Genomic DNA, 18,190 nt, shown 5'->3' with positions numbered 1-18,190 from the left:
GGTCCTCCCGGCGGACAAGAAAACTGTCACCCATGCAATCGGTCCATTCTGTTACCTATCTATCCGGTTCGGACACCGGCATCTTCTCCCCGTATAGAGACGGGGAGAAGGGCGCTGTCATCAGCGGTTTCGCCAATCGCAAATGCTCGAACATTTCATGCCAGCGTCGGAGCGTCCCCTTCTCCCCGTCACTATACGGGGAGAAGTGCCCGGCAGGGCGATGAGGGGCAGCGCGTACCGTCTCATTATGCCACCCCACCCCTGTTCCAGCCCCTGCCCCGATCGCCGAACATAGCGTAACCGGTCTCGGTGACCGCCACGGTGTCCTCCAGCTTGATGAAGCCGCGCGTCGGGTGGAGCATCGTCGTCTCGACCGAAAGCACCATGTTTTTCTCCAGCGGCTTTTCGGCATAGGTGCCTTCATAGCTCACCGGATGGTTGGTCATCAGGAACGGCGCCTCATGGGTGATCAGTCCCATGCCGTGGGCGAAGAAATCGGTATAGGGCGCCACCTTTGACGCTTTCAGCACGCGTTCCGAGTAGGAAATCATGTCACCACCCAGCGTGCCGGAGCGCACCTTGGAAAAGGCCGCCTGCTGCACCGCCTCGACTTCGGCCAACAGATCCTCGAGTTCGGGATCCGGCTCGCCCAAAATGCCCATGCGGCAGAGGTCGCCGATATAGCCGTGGTAATTGCCGCCGGAATCGATCGACATCACCTCGCCCTTCTTCCATGCCTGCGGCGAGCCGGCGCGGTTGTGGCTGGCGCCGAGCGTCAACAGGCAATATTCGAAATGCGCGCCGCGATTGGTCTCCTCGCGCCGCAGCTGCTCGATGATCTCGGTCTTGGTCGTGCCTTCGCGCGCCCAGGCAATGGTCGCCAGCATGGAATCGGTGATCAGTTCGGAGGCGATGCGCAGCTTCTCCAGCTCCGCATCCGTCTTGATCGCCCGCATCCGCTCCAGCATGCCGGTCGCATCGATCAGCTTGGCATCCGGCAGCGCCTTGCGGATCAGCGTGTAGGCGTCCGACGGCAGGAAGGCCGGCTCGATGCCGATGCGGGCTTCACCTTTGCCGATTTTCGCCAGGTGCTCGACCGCGAGATTGGCGGCGTCGAGCGTGCCCCAGCAGGCGGCGTGGACGGTCGGCGTCCAGAACGGGTTGTTTTGGTGCTCGGCACCCTCCATGCGGTTGCCGATATAGGCGGCGTGGTCCGGCCCGTCCTTCTCGTAGACGACAACAGGCAGATAGCGGCTGTGGCCGATCGCATCCATGGCGGCAAAGAAGATGAACTTGTAGCCGCCAAGCAGATATTGCGTGTTGTGCTTGGAGGTGGCGAGCAGCACATCGATGCCGGCTTCCTCCATCAGCCGGTCGACCCTGGCGTGGTCGAACGGGATGGTGCTGACGGCATTCTTACCCGGGGCGACGTTCATCTTTCTCTCCCTGATTCCTTGGCCGGCCGGTCGGATCTCGGCGGTGTCCAGTTTGTCCTACTACATAAGTCTGGTCCTGCCAGATAAGGTCGGAAGGACCGCTTCCTGTAACTGGTCCAGCGGACGAAATTTTCAAAGCCACATGAGGATGCGCCAAATCCGCCTCTGGCGAAACCCTCGGCAAGGCTCATAATCACCCTTGCAAGGATGCCGTCTGGCATCCCAGGGTACTGACCCACCCGGCCGGGTGGTTGAGAGGGACGGAGTTCGATCATGTCAGAGGTCACGATTTCCAGACGCAGCGTGCTTGCCGGTTCGGCACTGCTGCTGGCTTCGACAGGGCTGCCGACGATCGGCTGGGCACAGACGCCGAAGAAAGGCGGGCGGCTGGTCGTCGCCGCGGATTCCGAGCCGCGCAACCTCAACCCGGCGATCGTCGCGTCCAACGGCGTCTTCTTCATTGCGAGCAAGATCGTGGAACCTTTGGCCGAGGCGTCCTTTGACGGCAAGGACGGGCTCGACCCGCGCCTGGCGACAAGCTGGGAGGGCGCCGCCGACGGCCTGTCGGTGACGTTCAAATTGCGCGAGGGCGTCAAATGGCATGACGGCAAACCCTTCACCTCCGCCGACGTCGCGTTCTCGGCGCTGCAGATCTGGAAGCCGCTGCAGAATCTCGGCCGCACCGTGTTCAAGGATCTGGAGGCGGTCGACACCCCGGACGAGGCGACGGCGGTGTTCAAATTCGCCAGGCCGACACCATTCCAGCTGATCCGCAACGCCTTGCCGGCGCTGACAAGCGTGGTGCCGAAGCACATCTACGAGACGGGAAAAATCGAAGAGAACCCGGCCAACAATGCGCCGATCGGCACCGGCCCGTTCAAATTCGCCGAACACAAGCCAGGCGAATATTATCGGCTGGAGAAGAATGGCGACTATTGGGGCAAGGACCAGCCTTACCTCGATGAGATCATCTATCAGGTGCTGCCCGACCGCACCTCGGCGGCAAGCGCGCTCGAGGCCGAAGAGATCCAACTCGCCGCCTTTTCCGCGGTGCCGTTGGCAGATCTCGACCGCATCTCAAAAGTGCCTGGCCTCAAGGTGATCACCAAGGGTTATGAGGCGCTGACCTACCAGCTCGTCGTCGAGATCAACCATCGCCGCAAGGAGTTGGCCGACCTGAAGGTGCGCCAGGCGATCGCCCACGCCATCGACAAGGATTTCGTCGTCAAGACGGTGTTCCTCGGCTATGCCGCCACCGCCACCGGCCCGGTGCCGAAAAACGATCCGCAGTTCTATACGGCCGACGTGCCGACTTATGCCTTCGACGTGGCCAAGGCCAACGCCCTGCTCGACGAAGCCGACTACAGCAAGGGTGACGACGGCAAGCGCTTTTCACTGAAGCTGCTGCCGGCGCCCTATTTCAACGAAACAAAACAGTTCGGCGATTATCTGCGCCAGGCGCTCGCCGCCATCGGCATCGACGCCCAGCTGGTCAACAACGACTCGGCCGCGCATATCAAGGCCGTCTACACCGACCACGCCTTCGACCTTGCGGTCGGGCCGCCGGTGTTCCGCGGCGATCCGGCGATCTCGACCACCATTCTGGTGCAGAGCGGCATTCCGGACGGCGTGCCTTTCTCAAACCAGGGCGGCTACAAGAACGACGAACTCGACGCCCTCATCGCCAAGGCATCCGAGACGCTCGACCCCGCCGCGCGGACTGAACTTTACAAGGAGTTTCAAAAAAAGGTCGCAGCCGAACTGCCGCTGATCAACGTCGCCGAATGGAGTTTTATCAGCGTCGCGCGTGACTCGGTCAGGAATATCGCCAACAACCCGCGCTGGGCGGTGTCGAACTGGGCGGACACCTGGCTGGAGACCTAAACAGGTCTCTCCAGACTTGCGCGTCGCTTGTGTGGGTGCTCAGCTTCGGTAATGAGAGCTCTACGGCGCCCCCCTCTGTCCTGCCGGACATCTCCCCCACGAGGGGGGAGATTGGCAGCTTTGGCGCCTCGCTCAGTCCGGCAACGTTGGAGATTGGCGAAAGCGATAATGACAGCCAATCTCCCCCCAAGTGGGGGAGATGTCCGGCAGGACAGAGGGGGGCGTCGTAGAACGCAACGCGGGAGAATTGGCCCACCTGCCAATGTTATCGCGCCATGACCCGCGCCCTCACCCTCCTTCGCCGTCGCCTCGTCGGCAGCGTCTTCGTGCTGCTGATTGTCGTCATCGGCACTTTCCTTTTTCTGGAAGCCGCTCCCGGCGACGCTGTCGACGCCTATATCGCCTCTACCGGCGGCGATGCCGGCATGATCGAATTGCTGCGTCATCGCTGGGGCCTCGACCAGACGGCGCTGACGCGCCTGGCCAACTACCTCTGGGCGCTGCTGCATCTCGACCTCGGCCAGTCGGTGACCTTTTCGCGGCCGATCCGCGACGTCATCCTCGAACGCCTGCCCAACACGCTGCTGTTGATGGGCAGCGCCACCGCGCTCTCCTTCGGGCTCGGCTCGGCGCTCGGCATCTATGCCGGCGCCAGACCCGGCAGCTTTCGCGACCGCTTCCTGTCGATCGGCTCGTTGGCGCTCTATGCAGTGCCCGGCTTCTGGCTCGGGCTGGTGCTGATCATCGTCTTCGCCGTCGACCTGCGCTGGTTTCCGATCGGCGGCATCGAGAGCATTGCGTCGGGCAAGACCGGCCTCGACCGCGCGGCCGATATCGCCGGCCATCTCGTCCTGCCGGTGGCGGCCCTCGGCTTCATCTATCTGGCGCTCTATCTGCGCATGATGCGCGCCGGCATGGCCGAGGTCTGGCGACAGGATTTTGTCCTCGCCGCTCGCGCCAAAGGGCTCTCCCGCCGCCGCATCGTGCTCGCCCACGTTGCCCGCAACGCGCTGTTGCCGCTGGTCACCATGCTCGGCCTGCAATCGGCGCAGATGCTCGGCGGCAGCGTCGTCATCGAAAGCGTCTTTTCCGTGCCCGGCCTTGGCCGGCTGGCGCAGGAGGCGGTGGCTGCGCGCGACACGCCGCTGCTGCTCGGCATCATTCTCACCAGCGCCGTCCTGGTCATCGTTATCAACCTTCTCGTCGACATCGCCTACGCCTTCCTCGATCCGCGCGTCGGCGCCAGCGAGGCCGGTGCGTGAGCCCGCTTCGCCGCTTTGTTGGCACGCCGGAAGCGCTCGCCGGCGCGATCATTCTGCTGGCGCTGTTCGCCATGGCGCTATCGGCGCCGCTATTCTTTCCCGGCGATCCGCAGGCGATTGCCGGGCCGGCATTGCTGCCGCCCTTTCAGGACTGGTCGCTGCCGCTCGGTACCGACCGGCTCGGCCGCGATGTGCTGGCCGAGCTTTTCCACGGCGCCCGCACCTCGCTGGCGGTCGGGCTGGCGGCGGCAGCCGCAGCCCTTGCCGTCGGCGCAATAGTCGGCACGCTGGCCGGCTTTGCCGGTGGCCTCGTCGATGAGGTGCTGATGCGCATCACCGACGCCTTCCAGACCGTGCCGAGCTTTCTGCTGGCGCTCGCCTTCGTCAGCGTCGTCGGGCCATCGCTCGGCGTCGTCATCGCGGCGATCGCGCTCGGCGCCTGGACCGGGCCGGCGCGCGTTGCCCGAGCCGAAGTGCTGTCGATCCGCGAGCGCGATTTTGTCGCCGGCGCCCGCGTCATCGGCATGCATCCGCTGGAGATCGCCTTGCGCGAAGTGCTGCCCAACGCATTACCGCCGGTGCTGGCATTGTCGTCGGTGATCGTCGCCGCGGCGATCCTCACCGAGGCGGCACTTTCGTTTCTCGGCCTCGGCGACCCCAACCGCGTGACCTGGGGCGGCATGATCGCCGAAGGCCGCGCCGTGCTGCGCACCGCGCCCTTCCTGTCGATCATTCCCGGCGTAGCGCTCGTGCTGACCGTGCTCGGCGTCTATCTCGCCGGTGAAGGCGTCGTCGAGACGACGGCGGTGAGAAGGAGCCTGTCGTGACGGCGCTGCTTTCGATCCGCGGTCTGACGGTGACCTATCGCCGCGATGGCGTCGAGGTGGCGGCGCTGAACCATGTCAGCCTAGATGTCGCCGCCGGCGAGCGCTTCGCCATCATCGGCGAGAGCGGCTCGGGCAAGAGCACGCTGGCGCTGGCCATTGCCGGGCTGCTGCCGGGATCTTCCAAGGTTGGAGGCTCGATCGAGTGGTTTTTGCCATCCTTTGGTGCCAAGGCACCCCCCTCTGTCCTGCCGGACATCTCCCCCTCAAGGGGGGAGATTGGCAGTTCCGCTGTTGGCTCTCCTTCACCGACTTCGGCCTCAACACCTTCTGCGATTGGCGGAAGCAGAAATGACAGCGCAATCTCCCCCCTTGAGGGGGAGATGTCCGGCAGGACAGAGGGGGGCGCGACAGAGCGCCGACCATCTGCCATTGGGACAAGCCACACTCCCCTCGGTGGCCGCGATATTGGCCTTGTCTTCCAGGACCCGTCGGCCAGCCTCGATCCGGTAATGGCAGTTGGCGAGCAGATCGCGGAAGTCGCGCACACGCATCTCGGCCTTACTTGGTCGCAATCCTTTGCCCAGGCAAAAACCCTGCTCGAACGCGTCCGCCTGCCCGACCCGGACGCCGCTCTGCGCGCCTATCCGCACCAGCTTTCCGGCGGCCAGAAGCAACGCGTGGCGATCGCCGCGGCGATCGCGGCCGGTCCGAAACTGCTGATCGCCGATGAGGCGACCAGCGCGCTCGACACCATCGTGCAGGCCGAGATCGTCGCGCTGATCCGGCAATTGGTGGCCGAGGACGGCATGACGCTGCTGTTCGTCAGCCACGACATCGCGCTGGCCGCCGATCTGGCCGAGCGCATCGCCGTGTTCCGGCACGGCGAGCTGGTCGAGCTCGGCACGACGGCGCAGATCGTCGCTAGTCCGCGCCACGCCTACACAAGAGCGCTGCTTAACGCCCATCTCGGCCTCGACGCCGAACCGCTGCTGCAGCAGTCAGGAGCGTCGCGGTGAGCAGTCCATTGCTGGCTGTTTCCGGCCTGACCAAACGATATCGCCGCGGCGGCAACACAATCGCCGCCGTCGATGACGTTTCCTTCGACATCGAGGCCGGCGAGACGCTGGCGCTGGCCGGCCCTTCCGGCAGCGGCAAGTCGACGGTCGCGCGGCTGCTACTGCGGCTGATCGAACCGGACGCCGGCCGTATCGAGTTCGAAGGTGGCGATTTCCTGTCCCTGAACGATACTGCGTTGCGCGCCCGGCGCGCGCGCGTGCAAATGGTCTTCCAGGACCCGCTCGCCGCCTTCAATCCGCGCGCCAGCGTCGCGCGCGTGCTTGACGATCCTTTGCGCATCCATGGCATCGCAGGCCGATCAGAACGTCCGCGTCGCATCGCCGCTCTGCTCGAGCGCGTCGGCCTGAGCGCTGATCTCGCCGGCCGCGCCATACACGAAATCTCGGGCGGCCAGCGCCAGCGCATCGCGATCGCTCGCGCCATCGCGACAAAACCGTCGCTGATCGTGCTCGACGAAGCGGTGTCCGCGCTCGACGTATCGGTGCGCCGGCAGATCCTGCAATTGCTGCTCGATCTGCAGCGCGAGGAACGGATCGCCTATCTATTCATTTCGCATGATCTCGGCGTTATCAGGGCCATCGCTCATCGTGTCGTCATTCTCGATGCCGGCCGCGTCGCCGAGAGCGGCAACGCCCGGGCGGTCATCGGTGCCCCGCAGTCGGCGATCGGCAAGGCGCTGGTGGCGGCAGCGCCAAAACTGAACAGGACCAGAACGCAGGGCGCGGCCGATCGTCAGTAACCCAGCGCGCAACCATCCTTGCGCGGATCGGATGCGCCGGTGAGCGTACCCTTGTCCCAGTCGATCAGCACCAGCTGGCCGCCTCCATGCGGCTCGGTCGCGATGGACAGCTGATGGCCGCGCTCGCGCAGGCCGGCGATCGCCTCGGCCGGAACGCCACGCTCTGCCTCCACAGTGTTCTGTCTGTAAAACACTCGTGGCGCATCCAGCGCCTCCTGAGGGTCCATGCCGAAATCGATCATGTTGGTGAGCAGGTGGACATGGCCGAACGGCTGGTAGCCGCCGCCCATAACGCCGAACGACATGACCGCCCGGCCATTGGCTGTCATCATGCCTGGCATGATGGTGTGCATAGGGCGTTTTCCCGGTGCGATGCGGTTTGGGTGGTCCGCCGCCAGGCGGAAGCTGCTGCCGCGGTTCTGCAGGACGACCCCGGTCTTCGGGCCGACCACTCCGCTGCCGAACGAACCAAAGGTCGAGTTGATGAAGCTGACCGCATTGCGGTCGCGGTCGACCACCGAGATGTAGACGGTATCGCTCGGCCGAAGCTCAAGCCGTGGAAGATGCGTCATCGCGCGCGCCGGATCGATCTCGGCGCGGAGCCGGTCCGCATGGGATCTGGACAACAACTGCTCCACGGGAACATGGACGTGGTTCTGGTCGCCGATGAAATTGTCGCGGTCCTGATAGGCAAGCCGCCCCGCCTCGATCTCGAGGTGAAAGCGCTCGGCGCCGTTCGGCTCCAGGGAGCCGAGCGAGAAGCCCGACAGCACATTCAGCATGATCAGTGCCGTCAGCCCTTGGTTGTTCGGCGGCATCTGATGGATGTCGTAGCCCCGGTAGGATGTGCCGACCGGCCTGACATAGTCGCCCTTCGTGGCCGCAAAATCCTCGAGCGCATGCAACCCACCGAGAGCACGCAGACGCGACACCATGTCGTCGGCGACCTCGCCTTCATAGAAGCCGGCGCGGCCACGGCGCGAGACGATGCGCAGGGTCTCGGCCAGTTGCGGCTGCCGGTGCAGTTCGCCGGCCTGCGGCGCCCTTCCATCCGGCAGAAAAATCCGCGTGGCATGTTCGTCCGCGGCAAGCAAAGCAGCACTTTCAGCCCAGTCGAAGGCGACGCGGTCTTGGACGACGTAGCCCTGTTCGGCGTAGCGTATGGCAGGTGCGAGTGCGGCGTCGATGCCCTTTCTGCCATGATCCTCGAGCAGCCGGCACCATGCGTCGATAGCGCCCGGCACGGTGACCGCGTGCGGACCGGACTCAGGCAGTTCGACATGCCCCCTGTCCAGATACCATTCAGCCGTCGCTGACGCAGGTGCGCGGCCGGAGCCGTTGAAGGCCAGAACCTCGCCTTGGCCGTTGGGACAATAGAGGACGAAACAGTCGCCGCCGACACCGGTCGATTGCGGCTCGACGACCGCCTGCACCGCCGCCGCGCACACCGCTGCATCCATCGCGTTGCCGCCGGACCGCAGCATCTCGATCGCCGCCAGCGTCGCCAGCGGGTGCGATGTCGCGGCCATCGCTTCCGTCGCACGAACCGGCGACCGTCCGGGGAGTTGGAAATCACGCATGCAGTTCAATAGCCTCCGACCAACCAGATGTGAACTGGCAACAGCAGCCAAGGGCTGCGCCACCGAAAGCAGCACGATCACAGCGCCCAACCCTGGGAAATTGCCGATCTCAATCAGCGAATTTAAAAATATCCGTGGTGTAGTCGGGGTAGGCGTCCAGACTGTCGAAAAGCTTGGCCAGGTCAGGGGTGCCCGCCAATATTCCGGACAACACCAGCGCAGTCGCCACGCCGGCACCAATTCCGCCGGCGACATCGTGTTCGACGCTGTCGCCGACACAGACCACGCTGCTGCGGTCCGGGTTGCCCGCCAGCGCCAGCGCGGCATCGAAGATCGGCGTGTAGGGCTTGCCGATGCGGGTGACGCTGCCGCCGAGGCTCTCGTAGAGATTCGCAAGCTGACCGGCGCCAAAGCGGGGCCCCACGGCGGTCAGCATGATCTTGTCGGGGTTGGTGCAGAAGCACGGCACCTGCCGCGCTGCTGCCGGTGCAAAAAGCCTGCGATAGTGATCGATGTCGAAGCGATCGCCCTCGCTGGCGGCGATCAGCACCAGTTCGGCATCATCGCCGTCGCTGGTCAGGGTGAAAGGCAGACCTTCAATCGCCGAACGATCGCCCTCGCGGCTGATCAGCAGGCACTTTGTGTTTGGGCGCAGCTTTCCGGATATCGCCATTTCGTGAAAGGACCTCCACGCGATCTCGCCGGAAGAGACAAATTGATCCCAGCTTCCTGGTTCAAAGCCGAGCTTCAGCAAGCGGGCTTCGTTGGGCCGCGCGCGCCTGCCGGAGTTCGAGACCAGCACAATCGTCTTGCCTGCGCGCCTCAGCGCCGACAACGCCTCCACGGCACCCGGATAGGGGTTTGTACCGTCGTGCAGCACGCCGAACTGATCGAGCAGGAACACCTGATAGCGCTCAACCAGCGCTCCGATACCCTCGAGATGTTCAACCGTTTTCGTGCTCACAAAAACCCCGCTTCGGTTGCGCCCCTCAGCGCCAGCCGCGCCGTGCCGGCGGCCGCCTCGTCCGAAAGCGCCGGCAGAAAATCGACGCCCAGCTTGCGCTGCCGGATCGCGGTCCAGGCGGGATTTGCCGCACCGCCGCCGACACTTCTCACCGAGAGCAGCCGAGGCGCGCCGAGCTCGGCAAGCCGGCGGTAACCGAGCGCCTCGATCTCGGCAATGCCCTCCAACATCGCTTTCAGATAGCCGGCGTCGTCCGCAGGCCGCGGCGTCAGACGTGGCGGCAGAGCAGGATCGGCGATCGGAAAGCGTTCGCCGATCGCGGGAAGCGGATAATAGTCGAGGCCGGTCTCCGTCATGGGGTCTATGGCCGCACTCAGCTCGATGATGCGCGCAAGAGGGAAATGCTGCGCCAGCACCTTGCCGCCCGAATTCGACGCACCACCCGCAAGATAGGCATCTCCCAGCCGGTGACTGTAGATGCCGAACTGCGGCGCCGAGATCGGCCGATCGGAGAGGATCTTGATGGTCAGTGAGGACCCCAGCGCGGTGACCCCGTCGCCAACTGCCGCAGCACCCGTCGCCAGGAACGACGCGCAGCCATCTGTTGTCCCGGCGACCACGGTGACGTCGCGCGCCAGGCCGAACAGGTCCGATGCACTTGCGGTGAGCGTGCCGTTCACATCGCCCGGCTTGACGACATCAGGAAGGAACTCCATGCGCATGCCGGTCGCCGCGATCCAGTCCGGCCAGCGGCGGGCCTCGACGTCGTAGCCGGTTTTCAGGGCATTGTTCTCGTCGCTGACGTCGAAGCGGCCGGAGAACTGTGCCGCGATCCAGTCGGCCTGATGCAGCACCGCGGCAACACCGGGCTGGCGCTGGAATGACAGTGCCTTGGCGAGACCGGACGTCGCCCCACGTGCTGCGCTCGCTGCCGGCGCCTCGCGCGCGATCACGGCCAGAATGGCGTCGTCGTCGACCTTGTCGTTGTACATCAACGGCTCAGCTAGCGGCCGCCCGACGCCGTCGACCGGCAGCAACGTGCCTGAAGTGCCGTCGACGGCAATCGACCGGACCGCCGCGCGATCGATGCCGGAAAGCAGTTCCGTCAGCGCCGCGCCGACCGCTGACCACCACACTGAGGGGTCGCGGGCGTTCTGGCCAAACCTGTCGAGTGGAACGGCGGAATGCGCGGCAATCGAAAAGTCCGGCCGCATGGCGACGGCGCGCGCACCTGATGTGCCGATGTCGATGCCAATCGAAAGGGGGCCGATTGAAAGCGCCATCTCAGCTGCCGGCTGCATTGAGTTTCTGGCGATACTGCTCGGCGTCCCAATTGATCAGCTCGTCGTTCTCGGCCGCAGTCAGATAGTTCAGCTTCGCCGCAACGTCGATCCGCGCCGTCACGTCGGCAAGGCAGCGCTGCATGGCAACGGCGCCGGCACTCGCGTCGCCGCGCATCAGCACGCCAAGCCCGGGAAACAGGATTGCCACCGGTGCCGTGCCGCACCGTTCGGTGACGCGCAGAACGTCCTCGCCAGGCCTAGCCACGATCGAACCCTGGCCGAGAAAGATGACATGATCGGGATAGAGGCTGCCCCCCGACGCCATGCGGCAGCTTTCAGGATCGATCACGACCGCATGCGCTTCGATATCTGCCGGCAATCTATAGCCGGTGCGTCCGATGAGCGCCGTCAATGCGACAACGTTAGGCTCCGCCACCTCGCGGGGCGGCCGCGCCAGCAGCCCTGTGACGCGGCGCAGCAGCGCCTCGGCGCCGGCGACGGTTTCGGCTGCGACGACCAGGCCGTGATTGGCAAGGATCAGCACATCGACCCCAGGCCGAAGACGCTCGGCAATGCCCTGGGCGAGCGGCAGGCCCGGCCGGCGATAAGGAACATACGCCCATTCGAGGCCATCGAGGCGCTTGGCGATTTGAGCCTCGCAGTCGGCCTGCACGGCAAGCGAAATGGTGTCGACGCAGTGGACATGCAGAACGACGCGCTGCGGCATCAGGGCGTGAACCGTGGTCTCGATCGAGGGGCGCAGCTTGCGTGTGTTGAGCGCCTCGATGGCGAAACCCTGTGGCTGATCGGCGGCCGGGTCGCGCTGTTCGACAGCCCTAAGCAGCGGCGGGATCGCCACGGGAACCATGATGTCCTCGGCGAGTGCATTCTTCAACCAGGTGCCGGAAGCCTTGATCCAGAGCGTGTCGCCGGCCTTCAGCGACGTGTTGCCACCCGCGGCCTGCGTCAAATGCGGGTCGCGCCCGATGCTGGCCGAAAGCGACCGCAAAGCAGCCAGTTCCTGCGCATCCGCATTGATCGCCATCGAAACTCCTTCACAAACCGGCCGCCTGGCCACGGCGTTGGATCCCGGTAGCCGGGACAGCGAGTGACGCTGGTATCGCAGCGGCGAGTAAGTTACGTCAATAGTGATCTTATCCCACCAAATCAAGCTTGCAATCCGATGCGCGTTGAGTAAGTTGCACCAATTGCCGTGGCAAAATGGCATTTCGGGAGGTAAACCGTTGAGCGACTCCGGCCGCCAGCGTCAGATCGTCGAATTGTTGCGGGACCGCCCTTTCGCCTCGGTGCGCGAGCTGCAGGAGCGGCTCGGCGTGTCGGCTGCGACGGTGCGGCGCGATATCGACAAGATCGACGAGGCCGGCGAAGCACGGAAGGTCTATGGCGGCATCTCGGCGCTCGATGGTGCTTCGCAGGCGGGCGTCGCCTATGCCAGGCCTTACGACGAGAACCGCGATCTAGCGGTCGAGGCCAAGCGGCAGATCGCCGCTCTCGCCGCGACAATGGTGCGCGATGGCGACGCCGTCATCGTGCACGGCGGTTCGACCTGTTTCCATCTCGGCGCCAAGCTCGCCGACCGCAACATCCGGCTCTACACCAACTCCATGCCTCTCATCGCCTATCTGAGCGACCACGGCCATTGCAGCCTAACCATTGCCGGCGGCGAACTGCACCGCGAACCCGGCATCATCCATTCGCTCACCCAGTCCGTGCCGTTCTATGCGTCAAAGTTCTTTCTTGGCGCGCAAGGCATCGGCCAGGAGGGCCTGCTGGAATCGCATCCGCTGCTGGTCCGCTCCATCGTCGAACTCAGCCTATGCGCCGACCAGATCGTGGTGCTGGCCGACAGCCGCAAACTGTCGATCCACGCGCGCAATGTCGCACTGCCCTTGTCCCGCATCGGCACGCTGGTGACCGATGACGGCCTGTCCGACGCCGACGCGCGCATGCTCGAAGATGCCGGCGTCATGGTGCGGATCGCCTCTGCCTCGGGAGCCCTCCAGTGAAGGTGGCCATCCTCGACTTCGGCAAGACCAACTCGAAGCTGTTCGTCTTCGGTCAGGACGGGCAGATCCTCGACGAGCGCCGGACCCAGCCGAACTGGACGCGCAAAGCCGGCTTCAGCGTGCTCGACGAGACAGCGCTTCACGATTGGGCGGCTCGTGCCGTCGGCGAGGCGGTCAATATCCATGGCATAGAGGGGCTGATGGTTTCGGGCCATGGCTGCACCTTTGCCTTGATTGACGATGCGGCGCTGACGCATCCCATACTCGACTACGAGCAGGAGCCGCCGGCCGAGATTGCCGCGCAGATCGATCGCCGCATTCCGGATTTCGCCGAGACCTTCTCGCCGCATCTGCCGCTCGGCTTCAACTACGGTCGCCACATGCTGTGGCTGAAGGCGGTGCGACCCGGTGTATTCGCTGCGACGAAATCGATCCTCGGCTATCCGCAATACTGGAGCTGGCGCTTTGGCGGCCGGGCAGTATCAGAGGTGTCCTATCTCGGCTGTCACTCGCATCTGTGGGCGCCGCGCAAACGTGATTTCTCCTCGCTGGTTGACGCCGAAGGATGGCGCGGCCAGATGCCCGCCTTCGAGCGTGCCGGCGCGGTCATCGGCGAGCAGCGCTTCGGCGAGGCGACGCGGCCGATCGCCATTCACAACGGTGTCCATGACAGCAATGCGGCGCTCTATGCCTATCGCCGGCAGGAGCTTGGCCCGGTCACTGTCGTTTCGACCGGCACCTGGGTCGTCGTGCTCAACCCGGACTGCCCGCTCGACGCGCTCGATCGCGACCGCGACATGCTGGTCAATGTCGATGTCGACGGTGGCCCGGTGCCGACCATCCGCTTCATGGGCGGCCGTGAATTCGCGACGATCAGCGCCGGCTGGCAGGGCGCGATCGCCTCCTCAGCCGTACAGCAGGCGATCGACGCCGGCATCATGGCGCTGCCCAGCTTCGCGCCGGGCGGGCCGATGCCTGCCCATCCCGGCGAACTGGTCGGGCGCGCACCCAACGCGGAGGAACGCGCGGCCGTGGCGCTGCTCTATGTCGCGCTGATGGTCGATCTGTGTCTCGACCTGATCCATTCGAACAACACCGTGATCGTCGATGGCGGACTGAACAGTGGCGGCCTGCTCGCTAGCCTGCTGGCGCAACTGCGTCCCGGCCAGGCCTTCATGCAGGGCGCCACGCTGGAGGGCAGCGCCACCGGAGCGGCGGCTCTTGCCTTCGAGAGTGTTGGCCGCGAATTTGCCGCCGAGGCGCCGGAGCCTGTTTGTGCTTCAAGCTTCACCGGGCTTACCGGCTATCGCAATAGCTGGCGCGGTCTCGCCGGCGATCGAGGCGTCGTTGAAACTGCAGCGCGAGGCGCACGATGACCGCCGCTGCCCGGATCGAAACAGTGCGCCAGCCGGTGCTGGAGATGCGGCATATCTCCAAGACGTTCGGCCCGATCCGCGCCTTGCAGGATGTGTCGTTAACCGTCCATGCCGGCGAACTGCACGCGCTGATGGGCGAAAACGGCGCCGGCAAGTCGACGCTGATGAAGGTGCTGTCCGGCGCCTATAGGCCGGACCCCGGCGGCGATATCCTGATCGACGGCACACCCGTCGCCACCGGCGACCCGATCAAGGCGCGCGCCAACGGCATTGCTGTCATCTACCAGGAGCTGTCGCTGGCGCCCAACCTGACGGTCGCGCAGAACATCTTCCTCGGCAACGAGCCGAGACGGTTCGGCATCGTCGACCGCGACCAGTGCAATCGGCGCGCCAAGGAAATCATCGCGCGGCTCGGCATCTCCTTCTCGGCGCGCGCCCCATTGTCCAGTCTGTCGCTTGGCGAACGCCAGATGGTCGAAATCGCCCGTGCGCTGTCGACCAGCGCGCGCATAATCGTCATGGACGAGCCGACCACCTCACTGACCTCGCGCGAGACGGACAGGCTGTTCGAGGTCATTGCGACGCTGAAGTCGCAAGGCATCGCCATCATCTACATCAGCCACCGCATGGAAGAGGTCTACCAGCTTGCCGACCGTGTCAGCGTGCTGCGCGACAGCGGCTATGTCGGCACGCTCGATCGCGCCGACCTGAATGCCTCGCGCCTCGTCTCGATGATGGTCGGCCGTGACCTGTCCGCCTTCTACAAGAAGGATCACCGCCCACCGGACAGCAAGCGCGCGATCGCACTGTCGGTGCAGGGCATGTCGGACGGCAATCTTTTGAAGGACTGTTCCTTCGACCTGCACAAGGGCGAAGTGCTGGCACTGGCGGGCCTGGTCGGCTCGGGCCGCACCGAGCTCGCACGGCTGATCTTCGGCGCCGACAGGCACACATCAGGCACGCTGGAACTCGACGGCAAGCCGATATCCATCGGCTCGCCGCGCGAGGCGCTGGACGCCGGCATCGCCTATCTCACCGAAGACCGCAAGGAACTCGGCCTGTTCCTCGACATGTCGATTTCCGACAATATCAGCATGGGCGTGCTCGCAAGGGACGCGCGGGCCGGCGGCTTGCGCGACTTCGCGACGGCAGAGAGGCGCGCCGCCAAGGCGGTTTCCGACCTCTCCATCCGCACCAGGTCGGTTCAGGCCAATGCCGGCTCGCTGTCGGGCGGCAACCAGCAGAAGGTGCTGCTCGCCCGCCTGCTCGAAACCGAGCCGCGGGTTCTCATCCTCGACGAGCCAACACGCGGCGTCGATGTCGGGGCGAAGTCGGAAATCTACCGGCTGATCGACGATCTCGCCAAGAAGGGCATCGCCATCCTGATGATCTCCAGCGAACTGCCGGAGGTGATCGGCGTCGCCGACCGCGTGCTGGTGATGCGCGACGGCACCATATCAGGCGAGGTGACGGCATCCGAAGGCCAACCGCTCAGCCAGGAAGCAATCATGGAACTTGCAACGGGAGCGGCCAAGGGATGACCGACAAGAGCGGCCAAGGGATGACCGACAAGGCAACCGAGATGAGCGCAGGCGACCAGGCTGTCGGCAGGAGCCGGCGGCTGCGCACCGCCTTCGCCGCCCTTGGCATGCTGCCGGTCCTGATCCTTTTGGCGGCCGGCTTCCAGTTCATGAACCCGCGCTTCCTGACTGAGACCAACCTGTTGATCGTCACCCAGCAGTCGTCGATCAACATCGTGCTTGCGGCGGGCATGACCTTCGTCATCCTGACCGGCGGCATCGACCTGTCCGTCGGCGCCATCCTTGCCGCCTCGGCGATGGTGGCGGTGATGGTGTCGCTGGTGCCGGATTGGGGCATGCTCGGCGTGCCGGCGGCCATTCTGGTCGGCCTCGGCTTCGGCGTCATCAACGGGCTGCTCGTCGCCTACATCAAGCTGCCGCCGTTTATCGTCACGCTGGGTTCGCTGACAGCCGTGCGCGGTGTCGCCCGCCTGCTCGGCCAGGACACCACGGTGTTCAACTCGGACCTGCCGTTCGATTTCATCGGCAACGGTTCGCTGTTCGGCATCCCCTGGCTGGTCATCATCGCTCTGTCGGTCGTGGTGCTGTCCTGGCTGGTGCTCAAGCGCACCGTGCTCGGCACCTGGATCTATGCCGTCGGCGGCAATGCCGAGGCCGCCCGCCTCACCGGCATCAAGGTGCCGCTGGTGCTGCTCTTCGTCTATGGCGTTTCCGGCCTTCTGGCCGGCCTTGGCGGCGCCATGTCGGCGGCCCGGCTCTATGCCGCCAACGGGCTGCAGCTTGGGCAGTCCTACGAACTCGACGCCATTGCCGCGGTCATTCTCGGCGGCACCAGTTTCGTCGGCGGCGTCGGCTCGATCTGGGGCACGCTGATCGGTGGGCTGATCATAGCGGTGCTCTCCAACGGGCTCATCCTCGCCGGCGTTTCCGACATCTGGCAGTACATCATCAAGGGATTGGTCATCATCGTGGCGGTCGCCCTCGACCGCTACAGGCTCCAGGCAGGAGCAAGAACGTGATTGACCTTAGTCGCCGGCATTAACGACCGGTTTCATGTAACGCACCGTGAGAGGCGCGGGGCATCAGGAGGAAAACAATGAAGACCATCGCTAAACTGCTCTGCGGGGTTGCCCTTGCGGCCGTCGCCATCGCACCGGCTTCGGCCAAGGATCTGAACAAGGTTGGCATCTCGGTCGGCCTGCTCGGCAACCCATTCTTCGTCGCCACCATCAAGGGAATCGAGGACGCGGCCAAGAAGATCAACCCGAATGTCGAGGTGACGTCGGTGTCGGCCGACTACGACCTCAACAAGCAGGTCTCGCAGGTCGACTCCTTCATCGCCGCCGGCGTCGACGTGATCATGCTCAACGCAGTCGATGCCAAGGCGATCGCACCGGCGGTCAAGAAGGCGCAGGCGGCGGGCATCGTGGTTGCCGCGTTCGACGTTTCGGCGCCGGGCGCCGACGTCACCGTGATGACCAACAACGTCAAGGCCGGCGAAGCGGCCTGCCAGTATCTGGTCGACCATACCGGCGGCAAGGGTGACTATGTCATCCTGAACGGGCCGGCATCGTCGTCGATCCTGGAGCGGGTGAAGGGCTGCAAGGATGTGCTGGCGAAGCACCCGGATATCAAGATCCTCTCCGACGACCAGAATGCCGAAGGCTCGCGCGACGGCGGCCTGAAAGTATTTCAGTCGCTGCTGACCCGTTTCGACAAAATCGACGCGGTGTTCGCCATCAACGATCCGACGGCGATCGGCGCCCAGCTTGCGGCCAAGCAGCTCAACCGCTCGGAGTTCATCTTCACCGCGGTCGACGGCGCGCCCGATATCGAGAAAGAACTCTCTTCCGGCACCTCGATGATCAAGGCCTCGGCCTCGCAGGATCCTTACGTCATGGCTGGCCAGTCGCTGCAGATGGCGGCTGAAGTGCTTGCCGGCAAAAAGCCGGCCGAGGCGACGGTGCTGCTCGACCCGCAGCTGATCACGGCAGAGAATCTGAAGGACTACAAGGGCTGGACCGCGGCCCGCTAGCTAATGCTTCCCAAGGCAGGTGGGGGCGGGGGGCCGGCCCCCCCCCAATTTTTTTTTACAAAAACCGGTGCCCCGTGTGGGGGCGATTGTCGAGCGCAGCAGGAGACGGAGATTTGGGGCAGTTGTATAAATTATTTTGTGAGGTGGGGGCGCGCCGGG

The 18,190-nt window shown here is 64.8% G+C and carries 15 protein-coding genes; 10 read left to right on the top strand and 5 right to left on the bottom strand.

Annotation, left to right across the window (positions count from 1 at the left end; translation table 11 throughout):
• Positions 1–245 precede the first annotated feature (245 nt).
• Complete coding sequence (locus AC0L25_RS30445) at positions 246–1,436, bottom strand: M24 family metallopeptidase (protein WP_473598857.1); 1,191 nt, start codon at positions 1,434–1,436, stop codon at positions 246–248.
• Positions 1,437–1,709: 273 nt separating this feature from the next.
• On the opposite strand from AC0L25_RS30445, the gene AC0L25_RS30440 reads away from it, so the two are divergent.
• The 5 genes from AC0L25_RS30440 to AC0L25_RS30420 all read left to right on the top strand — a co-directional run bounded on the left by AC0L25_RS30440 (position 1,710) and on the right by AC0L25_RS30420 (position 7,225).
• Positions 1,710–3,320, top strand: a complete 1,611-nt coding sequence (locus AC0L25_RS30440; RefSeq protein WP_473598856.1) for an ABC transporter substrate-binding protein — start codon at positions 1,710–1,712, stop codon at positions 3,318–3,320.
• 275 nt (positions 3,321–3,595) lie between these two features.
• On the top strand, positions 3,596–4,582 hold the full coding sequence (locus AC0L25_RS30435; RefSeq protein WP_473598855.1) for an ABC transporter permease: 987 nt from the start codon (positions 3,596–3,598) through the stop codon (positions 4,580–4,582).
• A complete protein-coding gene (locus AC0L25_RS30430) occupies positions 4,579–5,409 on the top strand; it encodes an ABC transporter permease (RefSeq protein ID WP_473598854.1) in 831 nt (276 codons plus the stop codon). The genes AC0L25_RS30435 and AC0L25_RS30430 overlap by 4 nt, the downstream gene beginning before the upstream one ends.
• Positions 5,406–6,425 carry an ABC transporter ATP-binding protein gene (locus AC0L25_RS30425; protein ID WP_473598853.1) on the top strand — a complete coding sequence of 340 codons (1,020 nt, stop codon included), beginning with the start codon at positions 5,406–5,408 and terminating at the stop codon, positions 6,423–6,425. The genes AC0L25_RS30430 and AC0L25_RS30425 overlap by 4 nt, the downstream gene beginning before the upstream one ends.
• The gene (locus AC0L25_RS30420; RefSeq protein WP_473598852.1) at positions 6,422–7,225 is read left to right on the top strand and encodes an ATP-binding cassette domain-containing protein; all 804 of its coding nucleotides are present in this window, start codon (positions 6,422–6,424) and stop codon (positions 7,223–7,225) included. Before AC0L25_RS30425 ends, AC0L25_RS30420 begins: the two co-directional genes overlap by 4 nt.
• On the opposite strand, the gene ggt is transcribed toward AC0L25_RS30420, so the two are convergent.
• The 4 genes from ggt to AC0L25_RS30400 all read right to left on the bottom strand — a co-directional run bounded on the left by ggt (position 7,219) and on the right by AC0L25_RS30400 (position 12,097).
• On the bottom strand, positions 7,219–8,805 hold the full coding sequence (gene ggt / locus AC0L25_RS30415; protein ID WP_473598851.1) for a gamma-glutamyltransferase: 1,587 nt from the start codon (positions 8,803–8,805) through the stop codon (positions 7,219–7,221). The two genes, AC0L25_RS30420 and ggt, sit on opposite strands and share 7 nt — an antisense overlap.
• Positions 8,806–8,914: 109 nt before the next feature.
• Positions 8,915–9,769 (bottom strand): TIGR01459 family HAD-type hydrolase, encoded by an 855-nt coding sequence (locus AC0L25_RS30410; protein WP_473598850.1) that lies wholly within the window; start codon positions 9,767–9,769, stop codon positions 8,915–8,917.
• Positions 9,766–11,052, bottom strand: a complete 1,287-nt coding sequence (locus AC0L25_RS30405; protein ID WP_473598849.1) for an FGGY-family carbohydrate kinase — start codon at positions 11,050–11,052, stop codon at positions 9,766–9,768. Before AC0L25_RS30405 ends, AC0L25_RS30410 begins: the two co-directional genes overlap by 4 nt.
• 1 nt (position 11,053) lies before the next feature.
• Positions 11,054–12,097 carry a class II aldolase/adducin family protein gene (locus AC0L25_RS30400; RefSeq protein WP_473598848.1) on the bottom strand — a complete coding sequence of 348 codons (1,044 nt, stop codon included), beginning with the start codon at positions 12,095–12,097 and terminating at the stop codon, positions 11,054–11,056.
• A 199-nt stretch (positions 12,098–12,296) separates the two neighbouring features.
• Here AC0L25_RS30400 and AC0L25_RS30395 point away from each other — a divergent pair, with 199 nt between their 5' ends.
• The 5 genes from AC0L25_RS30395 to AC0L25_RS30375 all read left to right on the top strand — a co-directional run bounded on the left by AC0L25_RS30395 (position 12,297) and on the right by AC0L25_RS30375 (position 18,031).
• Positions 12,297–13,079: a DeoR/GlpR family DNA-binding transcription regulator gene (locus tag AC0L25_RS30395; protein WP_473598847.1), complete on the top strand. Its 783-nt coding sequence runs from the start codon at positions 12,297–12,299 to the stop codon at positions 13,077–13,079.
• The gene (locus tag AC0L25_RS30390; protein WP_473598846.1) at positions 13,076–14,455 is read left to right on the top strand and encodes an FGGY-family carbohydrate kinase; all 1,380 of its coding nucleotides are present in this window, start codon (positions 13,076–13,078) and stop codon (positions 14,453–14,455) included. The genes AC0L25_RS30395 and AC0L25_RS30390 overlap by 4 nt, the downstream gene beginning before the upstream one ends.
• Entirely contained in the window at positions 14,452–15,996 is a 1,545-nt protein-coding gene (locus tag AC0L25_RS30385) for a sugar ABC transporter ATP-binding protein (protein WP_473598845.1), read from the top strand. Before AC0L25_RS30390 ends, AC0L25_RS30385 begins: the two co-directional genes overlap by 4 nt.
• Before the next feature lie 20 nt (positions 15,997–16,016).
• Positions 16,017–17,015: an ABC transporter permease subunit gene (locus AC0L25_RS30380; protein ID WP_473598858.1), complete on the top strand. Its 999-nt coding sequence runs from the start codon at positions 16,017–16,019 to the stop codon at positions 17,013–17,015.
• Positions 17,016–17,092: 77 nt separating this feature from the next.
• The gene (locus AC0L25_RS30375) at positions 17,093–18,031 is read left to right on the top strand and encodes an ABC transporter substrate-binding protein (protein WP_126104805.1); all 939 of its coding nucleotides are present in this window, start codon (positions 17,093–17,095) and stop codon (positions 18,029–18,031) included.
• The last annotated feature ends 159 nt before the right edge of the window (positions 18,032–18,190 follow it).

The organism is Mesorhizobium sp. WSM4813, assembly GCF_055811555.1.
This window is presented reverse-complemented; position numbering and strand designations above follow the sequence as displayed.